We start from the raw sequence: 17,974 nt of genomic DNA on the forward strand, positions 1-17,974 counted from the left end.
GCCGGGGGACGCGATCACGGGCCGTACGGAGGTGCGGCCGGAGGGTGCGCGTTAGCCTGGCAGGATGTCCGGCACCTACCAGGAGCGACCGTCCAGGCTCGACGGCGCGGTCCTCTGGCGGCGCGCGGCCGACCCTGGCCCGCCGTCCCCCGCGCCGGCCTACCCGGTGCTGCCCGACGGCTGCATGGACCTGCTCTGGACCGACGGACGACTGATCGTCGCCGGGCCCGACACCCGCGCCCACCGTGCCGCCGACACCCCCGGTGGCCGGTTCGCGGGAGTGCGGTTCGCGCCGGGCACGATGGCCGCCTTCCTGGGGGTGCCCGCGTACGAGCTGCGGGATCTGCGGGTGGGGCTCGACGAGGTGTGGCCGGGCGCCGGAAGCGTGCGTCGGCCCCGCGTACGCGAGCTCGCGGCACGCATCGCGGCGGCGCCGGACCAGGCCCTCGCCCTGGAGTCACTGGTGCTGGACCTGGCCAGGGAAACGGGCCCTCCCGATCCGCTGATGCGCGCGGTCGCCGCGGGGCTCGGCGCCGGGCGCACGGTGGCGCAGACCGCGGACGCGGTCGGTCTCGGGGCACGGCAGCTGCGCCGGCGCTCGCTCGACGCCTTCGGGTACGGGCCCAAGACGCTGGGCCGGGTCCTGCGTCTGCAGCGCGCCCTGGAGTTCGTACGGGACGGAGTGCCGTTCGCGGCGGCGGCGTACGCGTCCGGCTGCGCGGATCAGGCGCACCTGGCCCGCGAGACGCGGGAACTGGCCGGGATGACGCTGAGCGCCTACTCGGCGATGGCGGCGAAGAGGGACACCCCGAGGCCATCCGGGTCGAGCACGACGGCGTAGCGCTGGCCCCACTGCGCGTTCCACGGCTTGAGATGACCGGAGTAGCCGGCCGCGATCAGGTCGTCGTACGTGGCGTCCACCTCGGCCGCGCTGCCGCAGAGGAAAGCGAGACCGAGCCGTTCGCCGCCCTGTGGCTTCTCCCATGCGGGGTCGAAGGAGCTGATGACGTCCTCCGTGTCCCAGAGCAGACGCAGCCCGCCGGGCAGGACCGCCTCGACATGGGGTTGTGAGGCGGCGTCGGCCGGCAGCGGGACACCCAGGCGGCGGTAGAAGTCGAGGGAGGCGGCCAGGTCGGCGGTGACGATGCTGACGGCGTCGAGTCGAGGAGTCATGGAAGAAACGTAACCGGGCGGCCCGGCCCGGATCTTGAAGAAAACGGACGTGTGCGGGGCCGCGGGCGGCTCTGGGGCGGGACCGGCGGGCGGTTCTGGTGCGGGGGCGCGGGTGGCTCTGGGGTGGTCCGTGGGCGGCTGCGGTGCGGGCCCCGTGCGCATTCCGCCCAGGGCGCACTCGCCGCCCGGGACCTGGGGCGTGCCCTCGGGGATGATCGGCGGTATGAAGCTACTGATACTCGGCGGCACCGAGTTCGTGGGGCGGGCGGCGACCGAGGACGCTCTCGCCAGGGGCTGGGAAGTGACCGTCTTCCACCGCGGCGAGCACGCCCCGCCGCCCGGCGTGACAGCACTCCACGGCGACCGCCTCGGCGACCTGTCCGCACTGGAGGACACCGTCCGCGACGGGGCCCGGTGGGACGCCGTGCTCGACACCTGGTCGGGTGACCCCCGCGCCGTGCGGCACTCGGCCGCACTGCTCGCCGAGCACGCCGCACGCTACGTCTATGTATCCTCGCGGTCGGTGTACGCCCACCCCTGCCCGCCGCACCAGGCGGAGGACGGCCCGCTGGTCGATCCGGGCGACGAGGGCTACGCGCAGGTCAAGCGGGCCGGTGAAGTCGCCGCGGAGGAGGCCTTCGGCGCTGACCGTACGGTATTGGTGCGGGCCGGGCTGATCATCGGGCCCGGCGAGAACATCGGCCGCCTCCCTTGGTGGCTGAACCGGGTCGCCCGCGGTGGCCCGGTGCTGGCCCCGGGGCCGCAGGAGCTGCCCCTCCAGTACATCGACGCACGCGACATGGCGGTGTGGATGCTGGACGCGATGGAGTCGGGTCTGTCCGGTCCCTACCTCCTGGTGTCCCCCGAGGGGCACACCACTACGGGGGAGCTGCTGGCGGCGTGCGTGCGCGTGGCCGGTGCCAGAAGCGTGGAACTCCGCTGGGCAGCACCGGAGTTGATTCTCGCCCACGGCGTCGAGCCTTGGACGCAGCTCCCGGTGTGGGTGCCGCCGGGCGAGGACCACGACACGATTCACCGTGCCGACGTCTCCAAGGCTCTGGCCACCGGGCTGAGTTGCCGTCCGGTGGCCGAGACGGTGGCGGACACCTGGGCGTGGCTGAACACCCTGGGCCGGGTGGCTCCGCAGCGCGCCGACCGGCCGGTGGTGGGACTCGATCCCGACGTCGAGGCCAAGGTGCTGGCAGCCCTGGACGCGTGACGAAAATGCGTCCCCCAAGAGCAGCCTGACGGTAGGTCACCTCCCGGCCTCACTCCGTCCAGCCCTCGGTGGCGATCAGCAGCCCCACCCGGTGCGGCTGGAAGTCGACGAGCTCGCGGCACCGGTCGGTCATCGCCCGGTGCCGTAGGCGCCAGTCGGGCCGGTGGCCGTACGCGTCGAAGAACCCGTCGAGCGCGGGGAGGTGTTCCGGGTGGTGGGTCCTGACGATCCACTCGCACCACGCCAGGTCCTCCAGGGGGTCGCCCGCGTGCGACCACTCCCAGTCCAGCAGTGCGGTGACCCGCGAGGCGTCGTCGGTGAGCAGCAGGTTGTTCGGTCCGAAGTCCCCGTGCACGATCACCGAACCGCCCCTGGCCCGGGGGAAGACCTCGGAGGCGTCCACCGAGTGCACCGCCCGCAACACCGCGCCGCAGGCGGCCAGTACGTCCTGCGCCCAGCCGGCCTCGATCAGGTCCTGACCGTGCACGCCGTCCAGGAAGGTCATGCTCAGGCTCTCGCCGGTGCAGCCGATCAGCTGGGGGACCGGCAGCAGCACCCCCAGCGTCTCCAGCCCGCACAGGGCCGCGGCCTCGCGCTCCATCCTGCGCCTGGCGTCCCGGCCCTTGTACGTCTTGGTCACGACGCCGGCGTGGTGGGTGGTGTGGTTGGTGTAACCGTGCGGCAGCAGTTCCATGGAGCAAGCTTTGCTCATGTACGCCGCCATGGGCGCGTGCCACCGGCTCCGGGTTGACGCAGCCGCTCGGGCCGGGTAGTGGAACCGGAGCACGCGGGGGTGTGCGGCGCGCCGGGCGCGCCGTGCCACCCGTCACGCGGCGCGGGTGGTGCTCACGGCAGCCGGCGTGCCATCACCGTGTTGTCGGTACGGGCCCCGGGGGTGCCGTCCGGTCCGTTCTGGACCCGGTCCTGTTCGGCGGCGATCAGCAACTCCCAGCGGGGGCCCTTGAGTTCGAGGGCGCTCACGATCTCGTCCGGGGTGTCGAAGTGCACGTCGGGCAGGGGCGGGTTGTCCAGCTGCCAGGTGGCCCAGCCGGCGTGCCCGACAATCAGGAGCGTCCCGCCGGGCGCGACCGCGGCGGCGGCCGTCCGCAGGATGTCGAGGCGCGGCAGGTCGCCCTCGGAGTGCAGGAACTGGGCGGAGACCAGATCGAAGGAGCCCGCGGGGAACGAGTCGCCGAGCCGGTGCCACTGGAGGTCGACGCGCTCGCTCACGCCCGCGTCCGCCGCGTGCTCGGCGGCCCTGCCCAGCGCGACGCGGGAGATGTCGGTGCCGGTGACCTGCCAGCCCTGGCGGGCCAGCCAGACGGTGTCGGCGCCCTCGCCGCAGCCGAGGTCCAGTGCCCGGCCGGGGGTGAGGCCCGCGACCTCGCGGACCAGCACGGTGTTGGGGTTGCCGCTCCAGATGCGGTCGCTCTCGGAGTACCGGTTGTCCCAGAACTCGGCGTCGGTGGCGGGGGCGGTCCGGTCGGCGTCGTCGGTGGGTGCACCGTTCGTCTCTGTCATGGGGAAAGCATCGGCGCACCGCGTTCCCGCGGCAAAACTTGTTGCCGGAACGGCAACTCGGGCCCGGCGCTATCGGCAACTCCGGCCTCGGCACTTCGGGCAACTCCGGCCCCGGCGCTCCGGGCAACTCCGGCCCCGGCGCTCCCGGCGGCGACGGCCCGTCACTCCCGGCGGGGCGGCCGTCCCTCCCGGCGCGGTGCCCGTGCTTCTCCCGGCGGGGGCGGGGTCCCTCTCGATCTTCGAAGTGCGTTAGGTTAGGCTCACCTAAGAAGTCGAGGGAGGGTCCTGCATGCCTGAGCACATACCGTCGCGTACGCCGTCCGAACCGCCGCGCCCGGAGGGTGAGTTCGCCGGTCGTGTCGCGCTCGTCACCGGGGCCGGCCAGGGTATCGGCGAGGCGGTCGTACGCGCACTGGTGGCCCGGGGTGCGACCGTGGCCGCCACCGACCGGGTGCCCGACGGGGTCGAGGCGCTCGCCAAGTCCCTCGGGGGCCCCGACGGCACGGAGGGCGCGGGCAGGGTTGTCGCGTACCCCCTCGACGTCACGGACGCCCACGCCGTGAACGACACGATCGCCCGCGTCGAGGCCGAACTGGGCCCGCTGGACCTGCTGGTGAACGTCGCCGGGATCCTGCGCACCGCCCCGGCCACCGAGCTGACCGACCAGGACTGGGCCGACACCTTCGCCGTCAACACCACCGGCGTCTTCCACACCTCACGCGCCGCCGCCACCGGCATGACCGAGCGCCGCAAGGGCTGCATCGTCACCGTCGCGTCCAACGCGGCCGGCATTCCGCGTACCGGCATGGCCGCGTACGCCGCCTCCAAGGCCGCCGCGGCGATGTTCACCAAGTGCCTGGGCCTGGAGGTCGCCCGCAGTGGCGTCCGCTGCAACGTCGTCGCACCGGGATCCACCGACACCCCCATGCAGCGCGGTATGTGGGAGGGCGACCCGGAGGCCGAACGCCGTGTCGTCGAGGGCGACCTGGCGTCGTTCAAGACCGGCATACCGCTCGGCCGCATCGCCGGGCCCGAGGACATCGCGGACGCCGTGCTCTTCCTCGCGTCCGACCGCGCACGCCACATCACCATGCAGGACATCTACGTCGACGGCGGCGCGACCCTCCGCTGATCCGCCTCCCCTCTCTCGCTCCCGCCCCCACACCCTCACGAGCATTGGAGACCCCGTGGACACCGTGTCGACGGCGCCCGTAGTCGCCACAGCCACCCCCGCCGTCCCCACCCCGCGCGGACGGCACTCCGCCGAGGCGGCGCACCCTGCCGTCGGCGCGGCCACCGGACTGCTGGACGCCTACAGCCAGGGCGCCCGCTTCCTCGCCACCCCCACCCGCACCCTGCTCGCCGACGGCCCCGCGCGTGAAGTACCGCACGGGCAGACTCCGTTGGCGCAGCGCGTCGCCGAGACCCTCGCCGCCGCCCGGCGGGACGGACACGGGAACCCGGTCGTCATGGGCGCCGTACCGTTCGACCAGAGCGCGCCCGCGGCCCTCGCCGTGCCCGAGTTCGTGCAGGACGCGCCGCCGCTCGTCAACGACCCGCTGATCGCCCTGCCCGCGGACCTGCCCGCGGCGACCGAGTGGGACGTCACGCCGGTGCCGTCGCCGGAGGTGTACGGGGCCGGCGTGGCCGCCGTCGTGGACCGCATGTGGCGCGGCGAGTTCAGCAAGGTCGTCCTCGCGCGGACCCTCGAACTCACCGCCGACGCACCGCTCGACCTGCCGGTGATGCTCCAGCGCCTCGCCCGCCGTGACCCGTCCGGGTACACGTTCGCACTGCCCACCGGGCCGGACAGCAACCTGATCGGCGCCAGCCCCGAACTCCTCGTCTCCCGGCGTGGCAACAAGGTCGTCGCCAACCCGCTCGCCGGGTCCACGCCGCGCAGCGACGACCTCGCCGAGGACGTCCGCAGGGCGGCGGCCCTGCTCTCCTCGGCGAAGGACCTGCACGAGCACGCCGTGGTGGTCGACGCCGTGCACGGGGCGCTCGCGCCGTTCTGCACCACGCTCGACGTGCCCGCCAAGCCGACCCTGATCCGTACCGCCACCATGTGGCACCTCTCCACCACGGTCACCGGCACCCTTCCCGAGAGCAGCGCCGCCTCCGCGCTCGAACTCGCGTCCGCCCTCCACCCGACGCCCGCGGTCTGCGGCACGCCTACCCTGACGGCGCGTCAAGTCATAGCGGAGACCGAGCCGTTCGACCGCGGCTTCTTCACCGGCATGATCGGCTGGGGCAACGCGGACGGCGACGGCGAGTGGGTCGTCACCATCCGCTGCGCCGAGGCGCGGGAGCGCACCCTGCGGCTGTACGCGGGCGCGGGCGTGGTCGCCGCCTCCGAGCCCGAGGCGGAGACGGCGGAGACAGCGGCCAAGTTCCGCACCTTCCTGCACGCGGTGGGCGCCGAGTAACCCCCCGGCGCCCCGGACGACCCTCACCGCGCCGCACCCCCGCCATGCGGGCGGTGCGGCGCGGTGCTGCCGTACCTGCCGGGTGATTCCGCCTACCTTGACCGTTATGAGCGCATACGAAACCCAAGGTGCCCGGCTGGACGCGCTGCACGCCCTGCACGAGAGCACCGACGAGAACCGCGCCGAGCGCATCGAGGCCGCCTGGCGTACCGGCACCCGCAACGCCACCGAGCTGGCCTCCCTCGCCGGGATCTCCCGCGCGGCGGTGCACGAGGTCCTGCGGGAGCGCGGCATCGACAGGAACGACAGTGACGCGGCCCCCGCGCCGCGCCCGGACACCCTGACGGCGGAGGCGGCCGAGAAGGTGGCGCGTCCGGCGGGCGAGATCATCGCCCCGTTCGTCGACGACACCGCCGACCCCGGACCGCTGACCACCGTGGCCTGGCAGCTCGCCGGTGCGTACCGGAGCATCGCGGCGCTCCTCATCGAGGACCTGCCCGACGCGGACCGGCTGGAGACAGCGGAGGAGCTCTCCGACTTCCTCCAGATCGCCCTGCACCACTCCCACCTGCACCGCGCCTCGCGCAGCACCCCCCGCGAGCTGACCGCGCAGCTGCGGCGCTCCGACTCCGAGATCACCTTCCTGCGGCCGATGCCCACCGCCGCCACGGTCACCCTCGCGCTGCCGTCGGGGGAGAGCGCCGACGTACGGCTGGAGGTCCACGAGGAGGACCGGCGGATCACGCTGAGCTCCGAGAGCCCGGGACTGGACGCCGAGCTGGAGGCGCACGAACTGCTCGAACTGCACGTGGCGCTCGACATGGTGGCGCAGGTCCTCACCCGGCACCTCTGAACGGCAGGGCCGCGCGGTCGGGGCGCCGGTGCCGTGCCCGGTCGAATAACCGGTGGCACCGCGCCCGGGACGGAGCTAACGTTTCCCTCGTTCCGGGACGCGGCGCCGAGCCGCGCACCCCGTGCGGACGAGGGCTCTCGTTGAGGAGCAGGAGGTGAGGACATTGATGACTGTCACGTCGGCGGGCGCTGCCCGCATTCAGCAGTTCCTCGTGTCCACCCCTGTGGCCTCCGGCTGACCACCTCTCCACCTCCGCGCGCGACGCGCGCGTCGCCGGGGCCGCCCACGGAAGGGTTTCCCCTTGTTCCACGCTTCTTCATCCGGCATGTCCACCCACGGTTCCGCCCTCGCCGCCCACGGCTGGGACGCGGACTGGGAGACCTGCTTCGCCCCGTACGCCGAGCAGGGACTGCTGCCGGGCCGGGTCGTGCGGGTCGACCGCGGACAGGCCGACGTCTTCACCGCGGACGGGCTGATCCGCGCCGACACCGCGCTGGTCACCCCGCACGACCCGCTGCGCGTCATCTGCACGGGTGACTGGGCGGCCGTCGAGCCCGCCGGCGACCCGCAGCTGATCCGGGCGCTGCTGCCGCGCCGGACCGCTTTCGTACGCTCCACCTCATCCAAGCGGTCCGAGGGGCAGATCCTCGCCGCCAACGTCGACCACGCGATCATCGCGGTCTCGCTCGCCGTCGAGCTGGACCTCGGCAGGATCGAGCGGTACCTGGCCCTGGCGTGGGAGTCGGGGGCCAGGCCCGTCGTCGTCCTCACCAAGGCCGACCTCGTACCGGATCCCGTCGGACTCTCCTACCTCGTCGAGGACGTCGGGACGGCCGCCCCCGGCGTCGACGTGCTGGCGGTGAGCTCCGGGACGGGGCAGGGGCTCGACGTCCTCGCGGCGGTCGTCGCCGACGGCACCAGCGTGCTGCTCGGCGCTTCCGGCGCGGGGAAATCGACCCTCGCCAACACCCTGCTCGGCTCCGACGTGATGGAGGTGCGGGCGGCCCGGGACGTAGACGGCAAGGGCCGGCACACCACCACGACCCGCAACCTGCTCGTGCTGCCCGGCGGGGGAGTGCTCATCGACACCCCCGGACTGCGCGGTGTCGGGCTGTGGGACTCCGAGGCGGGGGTCGGCCAAGTGTTCTCGGAGATCGGTGAGTTGGCGGGGAACTGCCGCTTCCACGACTGCGGGCACGAGGTCGAGCCCGGCTGCGCGGTGCTCGCGGCGATCGAGGACGGATCGCTCCCCGAACGGCGGCTGGAGAGCTGGCGCAAGCTGATCCGTGAGAACCGCCGCATCGTCGCGAAGAGCGACGCACGGCTGCGCCAGGAGATCCGGCGCGACTGGAAACAGAAGGGGGCCGAGGGCCGGGCCAACAGTGCGGCGAAGCGGGGCGGCCGGGCGCGGTAGACGCGTCCGCGGGGGAAGCGGCGGCCGCCCCGCGGCGCAGGGGCGCTCGCTCCCCGTCGGGCCGGCGGGCGCCTTCCGGCGGAGCGACGGTCACACCGCCGCCGCCCTCCGCGAGGGCGTCGCCCCCGCGTTTCGCCGCGGGTCTCGACATCCGAGTCCCGTGAGCCGCCGCCGGGCCTCGATGTCCGAATCCCGCGAGCCCCGGCCCGGCCCCGGACGCACACTGGACGCATGACCGCGTACGAGGACAACCAGGAGGAGACCCGCCGAAACCCCGACGGGCGGCACGGCCCCGACGGGCGGCGTGGCCCCGACAAACGGCGCCGCCTCGACGACCCCGCGGAGAGTGCGTACACCGCGACCAGGTACGAGGCCGTGAGCAGCCGGGACGCCCGGTTCGACGGGGTCTTCTTCTTCGCGGTGACGACCACCGGGATCTACTGCCGCCCCAGCTGCCCCGCGGTCACACCCAAGCGGCACAACGTCCGCTTCTACCCGACGGCAGCCGCGGCCCAGGGCAACGGCTTCCGGGCCTGCCGCCGCTGCCGCCCGGACGCGGTGCCGGGCTCCGCCGAGTGGAACGTGCGCGCCGACGTGGTCGGGCGCGCGATGCGGCTGATCGGTGACGGGGTGGTGGACCGCGAGGGCGTGCCCGGCCTGGCCGGACGGCTCGGCTACAGCACGCGCCAGGTGCAGCGACAGCTCACGGCCGAACTCGGCGCGGGCCCCGTTGCCCTGGCCCGCGCCCAACGCGCCCACACCGCCCGGGTGTTGCTCCAGACCACCGGTCTCCCGATCACGGAGATCGCCTTCGCCGCCGGGTTCGCCAGCGTGCGGCAGTTCAACGACACGGTGCGCCAGGTCTACGCGCGGACTCCGAGCGAGCTGCGCGGGGAGCGCGGCACCCGGCTCGCCGCCCCGACCGTCGGGCACGCCGGTGCCGGCGTGCCGCTGCGCCTCGCCTACCGGGGCCCTTACGCCGCCCGCCAGGTCTTCGACCTCCTCGCACAGGAGGCCGTCCCCCGGGTCGAGGAGGTCCTCGGCGAGCCGGGTGCCCGCACCTACCGGCGCTCCCTGCGCCTGCCGCACGGCACAGCCGTGGTGTCCGTGGACGAGGCCCCTCACCCGGGCTGGCTCGAAGCCCGGATCAACCTCTCCGACCTCCGTGACCTCACCACCGCCGTGCAGCGTCTGCGCCGCCTGTTCGACCTGGACGCCGACCCGTACGCCGTCGACGAGCGCCTCGGCGCCGACCCCCGGCTGGCCCCCCTGGTGGAGGCCCGTCCAGGGCTGCGCTCGCCGGGCGCCGCCGACCCGGACGAGATCGCGGTTCGCGCCCGGGTCGGCAGGGACAGGGCCGCCGATCTGGTCGAGGCCTTCGGGAACCCCCTCCCCGAGCCCTGCGGATCCCTCGACCGCCTCTTCCCGGCCCCGGGCGACCTCACCGGTGACCTGGCCGCCGGCCCCCTGGCGACCGCCATTGCCGAGGGCTCCGTACGGCTCGATCCGGGAGCGGACCGGGACGAGGCGGCCCGCGCCCTGACCGCGGTCCCCGGGGTGGACGCGCACTGCGCCGCCGTGATCCGGATGCGCGCGCTCGGTGATCCGGACGTGGCACTGCCCGGCGGCCCGGACGACGGGGCATGGCGCCCCTGGCGCTCGTACGCCACCCGCCACCTCCTGCTCGGCACGGTCGCGCCGATCCGCGGGTAGGGGCCGGCGCGCCTGGCCGGTCCCCGGGTAGGGGCTACCGCCCCACCCAGCCCCGTTCGTAGGCGTGCCAGCCCAGTTGCAGCCTGGTGGTGACCCCCGCCGCCTCCATCAGCCCCTTCACCCTGCGCTGCACCGTCCGCAGCCCCACATCCAGCTGCTTCGCCACACTCGCGTCCGTCATGCCGGCCAGCAGCAGCGACAGTATCTGGAGGTCCACCCCGTCGGGGCCCGTGTCGGGCACGGCCACGGGGAGTCCGGCCGGGCCCGGCCCCTGCCGTTCCAGGCGCACCGGCCGCGCCTCCCGCCACACCGCCTCGAACAGCCCGGTCAATGACTCCAGCAGCCCGCTCGCGTGCACCACCAGCGCCGCGGGCTCCGCGTCCCGGCCGGTCAGCGGAACCATCGCCAACGCCCGGTCGGCGACGACCAGTTTGGTCGGGACCCGGTCGACGACCCGGATCTGTTCGTCCCTGCCGAGGGCGGCCGTCAGCTCCAGCACCCCGCGTGGCAGCGTCAGCACCTCCCGTTCGACGACCACCCGGTACGACACCCCGCGGGCGGTGGCCCGCTCCTCGGCGGCGTTCTCGTGCGCGGTGACCGCGACCGGGTGCCCGGTCACCAGGGCGCACACCTCCTCCACCGCCCCCAGCTGCAACTGCGTGAACCGGTGCGCGACCGCGCTCGCCCCCGTCACGACCTCCACCAGGTCGTGCACCGCGGGCTCGGACGCCTCGGCCCGGTACTCCTCCGCGAGCAGTGCCGCCGCCAACTCCGCCTGCTCCAACTCATGCCGTTGCTGGGTCAGCAGGGCGCCCAGCGCGACTCCCGGCGGCGCCGCCACCCACCGCTCCGTACCGGAGGAGGACTGCGCGGCCAGCCCCTGCCGCTCCAGCCGGCGCAGCGCCCGCTCGGTGTCCGTCTCGGTGGTTCCCAGCCGGTGCGCCAGGTCGGACACGTCGGCCGCCCCGACGGCGACCAGCGTCCGGTATGTCGACTCCTGGGCCTCGTCGAGCCCTATCGCACTCAGCACCTCAGCACTCTCCCCATCCCTTTCCCACGGCTGGCGGGAATGAGCCACGGCACAAACCCGCCTCACTACATCATCACCGCACCACCTGCACCTCTGCCAACCTGTCGCCACCGGTCATCAGCCCGTGGACCGGGCCGACTTGGATCGTGCTGGACCGACCTGGGGAGCAAGATGCGTCCGATATCGCGCACGGCGCTGGGAGCGGCCACCGCCGCCGTCCTCGCCGTCACCGCGGTCGCCCCGTCCGTGGCAGCCTCCGTGCCCACGGACCCGGCGGCAGGGAAGAGACCGATCGCCGGAGCCGCGAAGGCGGGCGACGGGGCGGCCAAGGCCGTCGTCGTCACCCTCGTCACAGGCGACAAGGTGCAGGTGCGGCAGGGGAGTTCGGGGGCCGCGGAGGCCGCCACCGCGCTGCCGGGCCCGGACGGCACGGTGCCGCTCCTGCAGACCCGTACCTCCGGGCGCGCCAAGGACCTGTACGTCTTCCCCGAAGCGGCGGCCGGCGCCCTCGCGTCGGGCCGCGTGGACCGGGAACTCTTCAACGTCTCCGGGCTGATCAGGCAGGGCTACGACGACGCGCACGTCAAGTCGCTGCCGCTGATCGCCGTGTACGACAAGTCCGTGAACGTCTCCCGTGCCCTGCCCCCGGTCCCGCGCGCGGCGACCCGCGGTACGGTCCTGGCGCCCGTCGGCGGTGTCGCCCTCAAGGCGGACAAGGCCAAGGCCGCCGACTTCTGGGCCGACGTCACGAACGTCCGCTCGCGCGCCGCCTCCGGCCTCGCCAAGCTGTGGCTCGACCGCAAGGTCGCCGGCACGCTCGACCGGTCGACCAAGCAGGTCAACGCGCCGTCGGCGTGGGCCGCGGGACTCGACGGCAAGGGCACCAAGGTCGCCGTCCTCGACACCGGCGCCGACGCGGAGCACCCCGACCTCGCGGGCCGGATCGCCGCGGCCAAGAACTTCACCGACTCCGCCGGTACCGGGGACGTCCAGGGGCACGGCACCCACACCAGCTCCACCGTGGGCGGCTCCGGCGCGGCGAGCGGCGGCAGGATGAAGGGCGTCGCCCCCGGGACCGAGCTCCTCAACGGCAAGGTACTCAACGACGGTGGTTCGGGCGCCGAGTCGTGGATCATCGCGGGCATGCAGTGGGCCGTCGACCAGCGGGCCGACGTCGTCTCCATGAGCCTCGGCAGCCCCGAACCCACCGACTGCACCGACCCGCTGAGCGTCGCGGCCGAGGAACTCGCGAAGAGCAGGCAGACGCTCTTCGTGGTGGCCGCCGGCAATCTGGGCCCGCGGCTGAACTCCGTGTCCTCGCCCGGCTGCGCGCCGGGTGTCCTCACCGTCGGCGCCGTCGACCGCGACGACTCCACCGCCCCGTTCTCCAGCCGGGGCCCGTCCGTCACCGGCCACACCCTGAAGCCGGAGATCGCCGCCCCCGGCGTCGCCATCTCCGCCGCGGCCGCGGGCGGCCGGGGCGTGTACGCGTACCAGGCCATGTCCGGTACGTCGATGGCCGCCCCGCACGTCGCGGGCGCCGCCGCCATCGTCAAGCAGGCCCACCCCGACTGGTCCGCCCAGCAGATCAAGGCGGCCCTGGTCTCCTCCGCGAAGGTCGTCCCGGGAGACGTGCGCGAGACCGGCGGCGGGCGCCTCGACATCAAGGCCGCGCTCGGCAACAAGGTCACCGGCGCCCCCGCGGTCCAGGGCGGCACCTTCAACTGGCCGCAGCACAGCAGCGACCGCACCGTCGTCGACGTGCCGTACACCAACGTCACCGACCGCCCGGTCACCCTGGACCTCACCCTCCAGCAGCCCACCGGCAACGACGGCTCCCGGATCGGCTCGCGGATCGCGCGCCTCGGCAAGGACCAGGTCACCGTCCCGGCCCGCGCCACCGTCCAGGTGCCGCTGACCCTCGACCCGTCCGCGCGCCTCGACCGCGCCCAGTACGGCGACGTCACCGGCCGGGTGCTGGCCACCGCGCGCGGCGGCCTCACCGTCTCCACCCCGTTCTCGCTGTACGTGCAGCCCCGGACGGTCACCCTGCGGGTCAAGCTCATCGACCGCGCGGGCAGGCCGGCTGCCGGGCCGAGCACCCTCGACGTCATCGGCACCGACGACGAGAGCGGCGAGATCCGCTCCAACGACGGTCAGGCGGAACAGCGTTACGAGGTCAGGCCCGGCTCGTACTTCCTCTCCTCCTTCGTGACCACGCCCGACGCCGGTGACGCCACCGGGCGGGCCGTGGGCTCGCTGAGCTACCTGGCCCACCCGCAGCTGGAGGTCAAGGAGGACACCACCGTCGTCCTCGACGCACGCAAGGCCCACCGGCTGAACGTCAGCACCGACCGGCCCGGCGAGCGGCGCAGCACCACGTTCGCCTTCAACCGCTCCTGGAAGAACACCTGGCGGCACTCCGGCACGGTCAGCGCGGGACGCGGCGTCACCGGCTACTTCGCCGACGTCCAGGGCCGCGCGACCAAGGGCGACTTCGAGTTCGGCAGCTACTGGCGGCTGTACGCCCCGCTCCTCGACCGGTTGGCGGTACGGGGCGGCCCTGCCCTGCACGCCGTCACCGGCGGAACCGGCTCGGTCAACCTCGACGGCAGGGGCAGCGCCGCAGTCGTCGACGCGGGCAAGGGCACCGTGCAGGAGCTCAAGGCGGCCGACCCCAAGGGCCGGATCGCCCTCGTCGAAGTACCGGACACGGCGCCCGACTTGAGCGCGCTCGCCAAGAACGCCCGCGACGCCGGGGCACTGACCGTGCTGACGTACCGCCCGTCCGCCGGCACCTGGTACCCGTCGGCCGGACTCACCGGCTCGTCCGTGATTCCCCTCCTCGCCGTACCCGCGGCGGAGGGCAAGGACCTCAAGGCCAGGACCGCGCAGGGCGCCGTCACCCTCGACTGGCAGGGCACCGCCCGCAGCCCGTACGTCTACAACCTCGCCTTCCAGGAGGAGGGCCCCCTCAAGTCGGCCCGGAACTACCGAACTTCGGACCGCAAGCTGGCCGCGGTGGAGTCCGGCCTCGGGTCCATGGGCGTCGCGGGTGACTTCATCGAATCCGTCGACGCGCTGCGTCCGGACGGCAGCCGGGTCTTTCTCTCCGCACTCGCCGACCCGGTACCCGCCCCGGGCAGGCGCACCGATCTCTACAGCGCCGACGGCTCCGGCTGGGGCCGCACGCTGAGCAGCAGCTTCCCGTTCGGTGAGCTGATGGTCGCCCCGAACCGGGTGCTGCGCTCCGGGCAGCGGCTCACCGATTCCTGGTACGACGGAGTCGTCGCCCCCACCGCCCCGCGCGACGACCAGGACAAGCCGGTGCTGGTCTCCGAACGCCAGGGCAACCTCATCGGCTTCGCCGACGCGATGTGGGGCGACAGCCAACACTGGGCGGTCCAGGGCAGCTTCGGTGACATCGGCTCGCTCAGTCTCAAGCGCGACGGTGAGCTCATCGGTGACTCCGGCTGGCCGAGCGGAGTCTTCGAGGTCCCGGCGGAGAAGGGAACCTACGAACTCAGCCAGGAGGTACGGAAGATCGGACTGCCCGCTGCCGGGTGGAAGCGCTCGACCGCGGTCAGCACCACCTGGAAGTTCATCTCGCAACTGGACGAGGACACCTACTCCGTGCCGCTCCCGATCATCTTCCCGCGCTACGGCGTGGCGGCTGACGGTCTGAAGACGCTCCCCGCGGCGAACGGCCAGAAGATCACGCTCAGTGCCTCCGGGCACGCCGGCTACACACCCGGCGCGATCAAGACGGCCGCCCTGTCCTACTCCTACGACGACGGTGCGACCTGGACGGAGTCCAAGGTGGTCAAGTCGGGCGGCAGTTGGACCGCGGTCGTCGACCATGCGGGGGCGGCCGGAAAGCCGGTCACGCTCAAGACCGAACTGACGGACACGCACGGCAACTCCGTCACCCAGCTCGTGGTCCGCGCCTACGACGTGCGCTAGCCGTACGTCACCCGCGCACACGCCACGACCGGTCCGCCGGGCACACCCTTCCCGTGGGGGGTGGGGTCGCCCGGCGGGCCCCTTTTTTCGTCCTGCCCCGTTTCCGAATCGCCTCAGCGGTGGACAATAGGGGCATGAGTCAGCAGGGGGAGCGGCGCACGCACGCCGAGGACGACTGGTGGGACAGGCTGTACGACGAGGCCACCCCGGAAACCGACCCGGAGCCGGGTCAGGACCGCACCGTGGACGACCACTTCGACTCGGTGCCCGGCGTGATCTCCGGCCGGCGGCCGGAGGAGAAACCGGAACCGCCGGGACCACCGGCACCACCGGCACCGCCCGCACAGCCACCGCGCGACGAACCCGGGTGGCCCGGACTCCCGGGCCGCCACGGCCCTTTCGCAGGCCCGCGCCCCCGCGCGCCGTGGGAGCCCCCGGAGCCCCCGGAGCCCCCGGAGCCTCCGGAACATCTGGACCAGCCACCCCCGTCCGGCGGCCCCGAAGCCCTGGAGCAGCCGTCCCCGCCCGGCGGCCATGCCGTCGACGGGCCCCCGGCGCCGGAACCGGATCCCGCCCAGGACCGGTCCGGCGCCTGGGACGCCTGGCTGCCGGCCCCGCGCCGCAGAAAGGGAGTTGGCCGAGCCGAGGGTGATCGCGGCGAGGGCGCGGAACGGGAGGCGGGCACGGCAGGCCGCGCCGACTGGTCGGAGTGGGGGAGCGGGGCCGACCCCGAGCCCGACCCCGGCCCCGTCCTCGACCTCGACCCCGGCCCCGACCTCCAGGACGCGCGCCCCGAAGAGGGGCCCGCCGAGGCCGCGGAACCCACGGACGCGAGCACGGCGCAACGGGCGGGAACGCACGCTCCACGCGTGCCACCTGCGCAGCCTGTGCCACCTGTGCCACCTGCGCCGCCCGCGGTGCCCGTGTCGGGCGTGACGCCCGTGCCGCCCGCTGAGCCCGTGTCCGGCGCGGCGGACGTGTCGGCGTTTCCCTTCGGGAGGGCGGACGGCGCATCGCGTACGGACCAGACGTCGGCCGCCTCATCGACCTGGGGCCCGCCCCCTGCGCCGCCCGGTCCGCCAGGCGCCCCCGGTGCCCGTCAGGACCGCCACCGCACCCGTCGCCTGTGGGACGAACCGGGGCTTCGGTCCGTGCCGCCGAACGATCCCGATCCGGACGCGACGACGGTGACGAGTCCGGCCCCCGGCGCGGGTGCACCGTCGACCCAGCCCTCCGGCGCCACGGCGAATCCCACCGAGGCCGCAGACCCGGCGGACGCGAGGCCCGACGCCGACGCGAAACCAGACGTCCACGCCGAACCTGACCCCGCACCCGCACCCGCACCCGCAGCCGAACCCGCGCCCCCGGCCGCCCCCACCCCCGCACCCACCTCGGCCGCCGTCACCGATCCCCGTGCCGACGGACCCCTGCGCGACGTTCCGCCGCTGCCGACCGCCTTTCCGCCCTGGAGCGGTGGTCAGGGGACCGCGCCCGCCCCCGGCGGCGCCGGCCGGGCCGGCCGGTCCGGCCGCTTCGGTCGCGCAGGTGGTGCGCGCCGCGGCGCCACCGCCGCCGGCCCCCCGGCTCCGCCGCCCGCCGCCCCGCGGCCCTTCCTCGGGTACGTCGGTGACGGTCCGCCCACCTACGAGGCCGAGCCGACCGCGCTCGCGGCCGCCGATCCGCAGCAGTTGGACGGGCTCGTCGCGGACACCGTGCTCGACGGCGCGCGGTACGGGACGTACACCCTGCGGGCCGCGTCCGTGCGCGGGGACTCCGCCAGGTACCGCGGCGAGCCACGCCGCGACGCCCTGCTCACCGCCCGTTTCGGCGAAGGCCCCGGCGGGCTCGTCCTGGTTGCCGTCGCCAGCGGGGTCCGCGCAGCCGACGGCGCGCACCTCGCCGCCGCGGACGCCTGCCGGTGGATCGCCGGCGCGGTCGGCCGCAGTCACGCCAGGCTGGCCGAGGACATAAGGGCCGGACGCCGCGGCGACCTCAAGTCGGGCCTGCACCGGCTGACCGACCGCAGCTACGGCAAGCTCCGCGCACAGGCGGCCGAGCTCGGCCTCAAACCGGAGGAGCACACCGCCCACCTGCGCTGTCTACTGCTCTCCGCCGACCCGGAGTGCCGCACCCGCATCTGGTTCGGCGTCGGCGACGGTGGCCTGTTCCGGCTGCGCGACGGGGTGTGGCAGGACATCGAGCCCCCGGAGCCCGGCCCCGACGCCCTCACGGGTGCGCCGGTGGTCGGCTTCGGCTCCGTACCGGCACAGGGCGCGGACGAAGTGGAAGGTGCGCCGCCCGAGGAGGGTCTGGACGGTGACCGGCTCACCATGGACCTCGGCATCACCACCCCGCCCTCCCCGTACGTGGACAGCGTGCCGCCCACCTCGCCCTTCCGGTTCCGTGCCTCGGTCGCCCGGTCGGGTGACGTCCTGCTGCTGGCCAGTGCGGGTCTCGCGGAACCGGTGCGGGGCGAGCCGGCGCTGGCGGCGGAGCTCACCCGCCGCTGGGCCGGCCGGCCGTCCCCGCCCGGCCTGGCCACGTTCCTCGCGGACGTCACGCTGCGGGTCAAGGGGTACGCGGACGACCGCACGGCGGTCGCCGTCTGGGAGGAGTAGGGGAGCCAGGGGGTCCCGGGAGGCCCGTGGGACGGGGATAC

The 17,974-nt window shown here is 74.2% G+C and carries 13 protein-coding genes; 9 read left to right on the forward strand and 4 right to left on the reverse strand.

Annotation, left to right across the window (positions count from 1 at the left end):
• Positions 1–64: 64 nt before the first annotated feature.
• A complete protein-coding gene (locus tag ACIQM4_RS01720) occupies positions 65–841 on the forward strand; it encodes a helix-turn-helix domain-containing protein (protein WP_401584514.1) in 777 nt (258 codons plus the stop codon).
• Here the strand turns inward: ACIQM4_RS01720 and ACIQM4_RS01725 are convergent.
• Positions 778–1,173, reverse strand: coding sequence for a VOC family protein (locus tag ACIQM4_RS01725; RefSeq protein WP_401584517.1), 396 nt, complete (start codon positions 1,171–1,173; stop codon positions 778–780). The two genes, ACIQM4_RS01720 and ACIQM4_RS01725, sit on opposite strands and share 64 nt — an antisense overlap.
• A gap of 223 nt (positions 1,174–1,396) precedes the next feature.
• Between ACIQM4_RS01725 and ACIQM4_RS01730 the strand changes: the two genes are divergently transcribed.
• On the forward strand, positions 1,397–2,392 hold the full coding sequence (locus ACIQM4_RS01730; RefSeq protein WP_401584519.1) for an NAD-dependent epimerase/dehydratase family protein: 996 nt from the start codon (positions 1,397–1,399) through the stop codon (positions 2,390–2,392).
• A 49-nt stretch (positions 2,393–2,441) separates the two neighbouring features.
• On the opposite strand, the gene ACIQM4_RS01735 is transcribed toward ACIQM4_RS01730, so the two are convergent.
• Positions 2,442–3,104 (reverse strand): phosphotransferase family protein, encoded by a 663-nt coding sequence (locus ACIQM4_RS01735; RefSeq protein ID WP_401584521.1) that lies wholly within the window; start codon positions 3,102–3,104, stop codon positions 2,442–2,444.
• A gap of 134 nt (positions 3,105–3,238) precedes the next feature.
• Positions 3,239–3,913 (reverse strand): methyltransferase domain-containing protein, encoded by a 675-nt coding sequence (locus tag ACIQM4_RS01740; protein WP_401584523.1) that lies wholly within the window; start codon positions 3,911–3,913, stop codon positions 3,239–3,241.
• A 289-nt stretch (positions 3,914–4,202) separates the two neighbouring features.
• Here ACIQM4_RS01740 and ACIQM4_RS01745 point away from each other — a divergent pair, with 289 nt between their 5' ends.
• From ACIQM4_RS01745 to ACIQM4_RS01765, 5 genes are all read left to right on the forward strand, one after another.
• On the forward strand, positions 4,203–5,045 hold the full coding sequence (locus ACIQM4_RS01745) for a 2,3-dihydro-2,3-dihydroxybenzoate dehydrogenase (RefSeq protein WP_401584526.1): 843 nt from the start codon (positions 4,203–4,205) through the stop codon (positions 5,043–5,045).
• 64 nt (positions 5,046–5,109) lie between these two features.
• On the forward strand, positions 5,110–6,342 hold the full coding sequence (gene dhbC, locus ACIQM4_RS01750; RefSeq protein WP_401586031.1) for an isochorismate synthase DhbC: 1,233 nt from the start codon (positions 5,110–5,112) through the stop codon (positions 6,340–6,342).
• Between the two features lie 106 nt (positions 6,343–6,448).
• Positions 6,449–7,195 carry a hypothetical protein gene (locus tag ACIQM4_RS01755; RefSeq protein ID WP_401584529.1) on the forward strand — a complete coding sequence of 249 codons (747 nt, stop codon included), beginning with the start codon at positions 6,449–6,451 and terminating at the stop codon, positions 7,193–7,195.
• Positions 7,196–7,520: 325 nt separating this feature from the next.
• Positions 7,521–8,609 (forward strand): ribosome small subunit-dependent GTPase A, encoded by a 1,089-nt coding sequence (gene rsgA, locus ACIQM4_RS01760; RefSeq protein WP_401584531.1) that lies wholly within the window; start codon positions 7,521–7,523, stop codon positions 8,607–8,609.
• Between the two features lie 231 nt (positions 8,610–8,840).
• Positions 8,841–10,322 (forward strand): DNA-3-methyladenine glycosylase 2 family protein, encoded by a 1,482-nt coding sequence (locus ACIQM4_RS01765; protein WP_401584534.1) that lies wholly within the window; start codon positions 8,841–8,843, stop codon positions 10,320–10,322.
• A 34-nt stretch (positions 10,323–10,356) separates the two neighbouring features.
• Here ACIQM4_RS01765 and ACIQM4_RS01770 read toward each other — a convergent pair whose 3' ends face one another.
• Positions 10,357–11,352: a helix-turn-helix domain-containing protein gene (locus ACIQM4_RS01770; protein WP_401584536.1), complete on the reverse strand. Its 996-nt coding sequence runs from the start codon at positions 11,350–11,352 to the stop codon at positions 10,357–10,359.
• Positions 11,353–11,523: 171 nt separating this feature from the next.
• On the opposite strand from ACIQM4_RS01770, the gene ACIQM4_RS01775 reads away from it, so the two are divergent.
• Positions 11,524–15,315 carry a S8 family serine peptidase gene (locus ACIQM4_RS01775; RefSeq protein ID WP_401584538.1) on the forward strand — a complete coding sequence of 1,264 codons (3,792 nt, stop codon included), beginning with the start codon at positions 11,524–11,526 and terminating at the stop codon, positions 15,313–15,315.
• 134 nt (positions 15,316–15,449) lie between these two features.
• The gene (locus ACIQM4_RS01780; protein WP_401584540.1) at positions 15,450–17,933 is read left to right on the forward strand and encodes a protein phosphatase 2C domain-containing protein; all 2,484 of its coding nucleotides are present in this window, start codon (positions 15,450–15,452) and stop codon (positions 17,931–17,933) included.
• Positions 17,934–17,974 lie beyond the last annotated feature (41 nt).

The organism is Streptomyces sp. NPDC091272, assembly GCF_044757485.1.
Lineage (GTDB): Bacteria > Actinomycetota > Actinomycetes > Streptomycetales > Streptomycetaceae > Streptomyces.

Coding starts and splice junctions, on each gene's coding strand:
- ACIQM4_RS01720 (WP_401584514.1), top strand. CDS start 65: ATGTCCGGCACCTACCAGGAGCGACCGTCCAGGCTCGACGGCGCGGTC.
- ACIQM4_RS01725 (WP_401584517.1), bottom strand. CDS start 1,173: ATGACTCCTCGACTCGACGCCGTCAGCATCGTCACCGCCGACCTGGCC.
- ACIQM4_RS01730 (WP_401584519.1), top strand. CDS start 1,397: ATGAAGCTACTGATACTCGGCGGCACCGAGTTCGTGGGGCGGGCGGCG.
- ACIQM4_RS01735 (WP_401584521.1), bottom strand. CDS start 3,104: ATGAGCAAAGCTTGCTCCATGGAACTGCTGCCGCACGGTTACACCAAC.
- ACIQM4_RS01740 (WP_401584523.1), bottom strand. CDS start 3,913: ATGACAGAGACGAACGGTGCACCCACCGACGACGCCGACCGGACCGCC.
- ACIQM4_RS01745 (WP_401584526.1), top strand. CDS start 4,203: ATGCCTGAGCACATACCGTCGCGTACGCCGTCCGAACCGCCGCGCCCG.
- ACIQM4_RS01755 (WP_401584529.1), top strand. CDS start 6,449: ATGAGCGCATACGAAACCCAAGGTGCCCGGCTGGACGCGCTGCACGCC.
- rsgA (WP_401584531.1), top strand. CDS start 7,521: ATGTCCACCCACGGTTCCGCCCTCGCCGCCCACGGCTGGGACGCGGAC.
- ACIQM4_RS01765 (WP_401584534.1), top strand. CDS start 8,841: ATGACCGCGTACGAGGACAACCAGGAGGAGACCCGCCGAAACCCCGAC.
- ACIQM4_RS01775 (WP_401584538.1), top strand. CDS start 11,524: ATGCGTCCGATATCGCGCACGGCGCTGGGAGCGGCCACCGCCGCCGTC.
- ACIQM4_RS01780 (WP_401584540.1), top strand. CDS start 15,450: ATGAGTCAGCAGGGGGAGCGGCGCACGCACGCCGAGGACGACTGGTGG.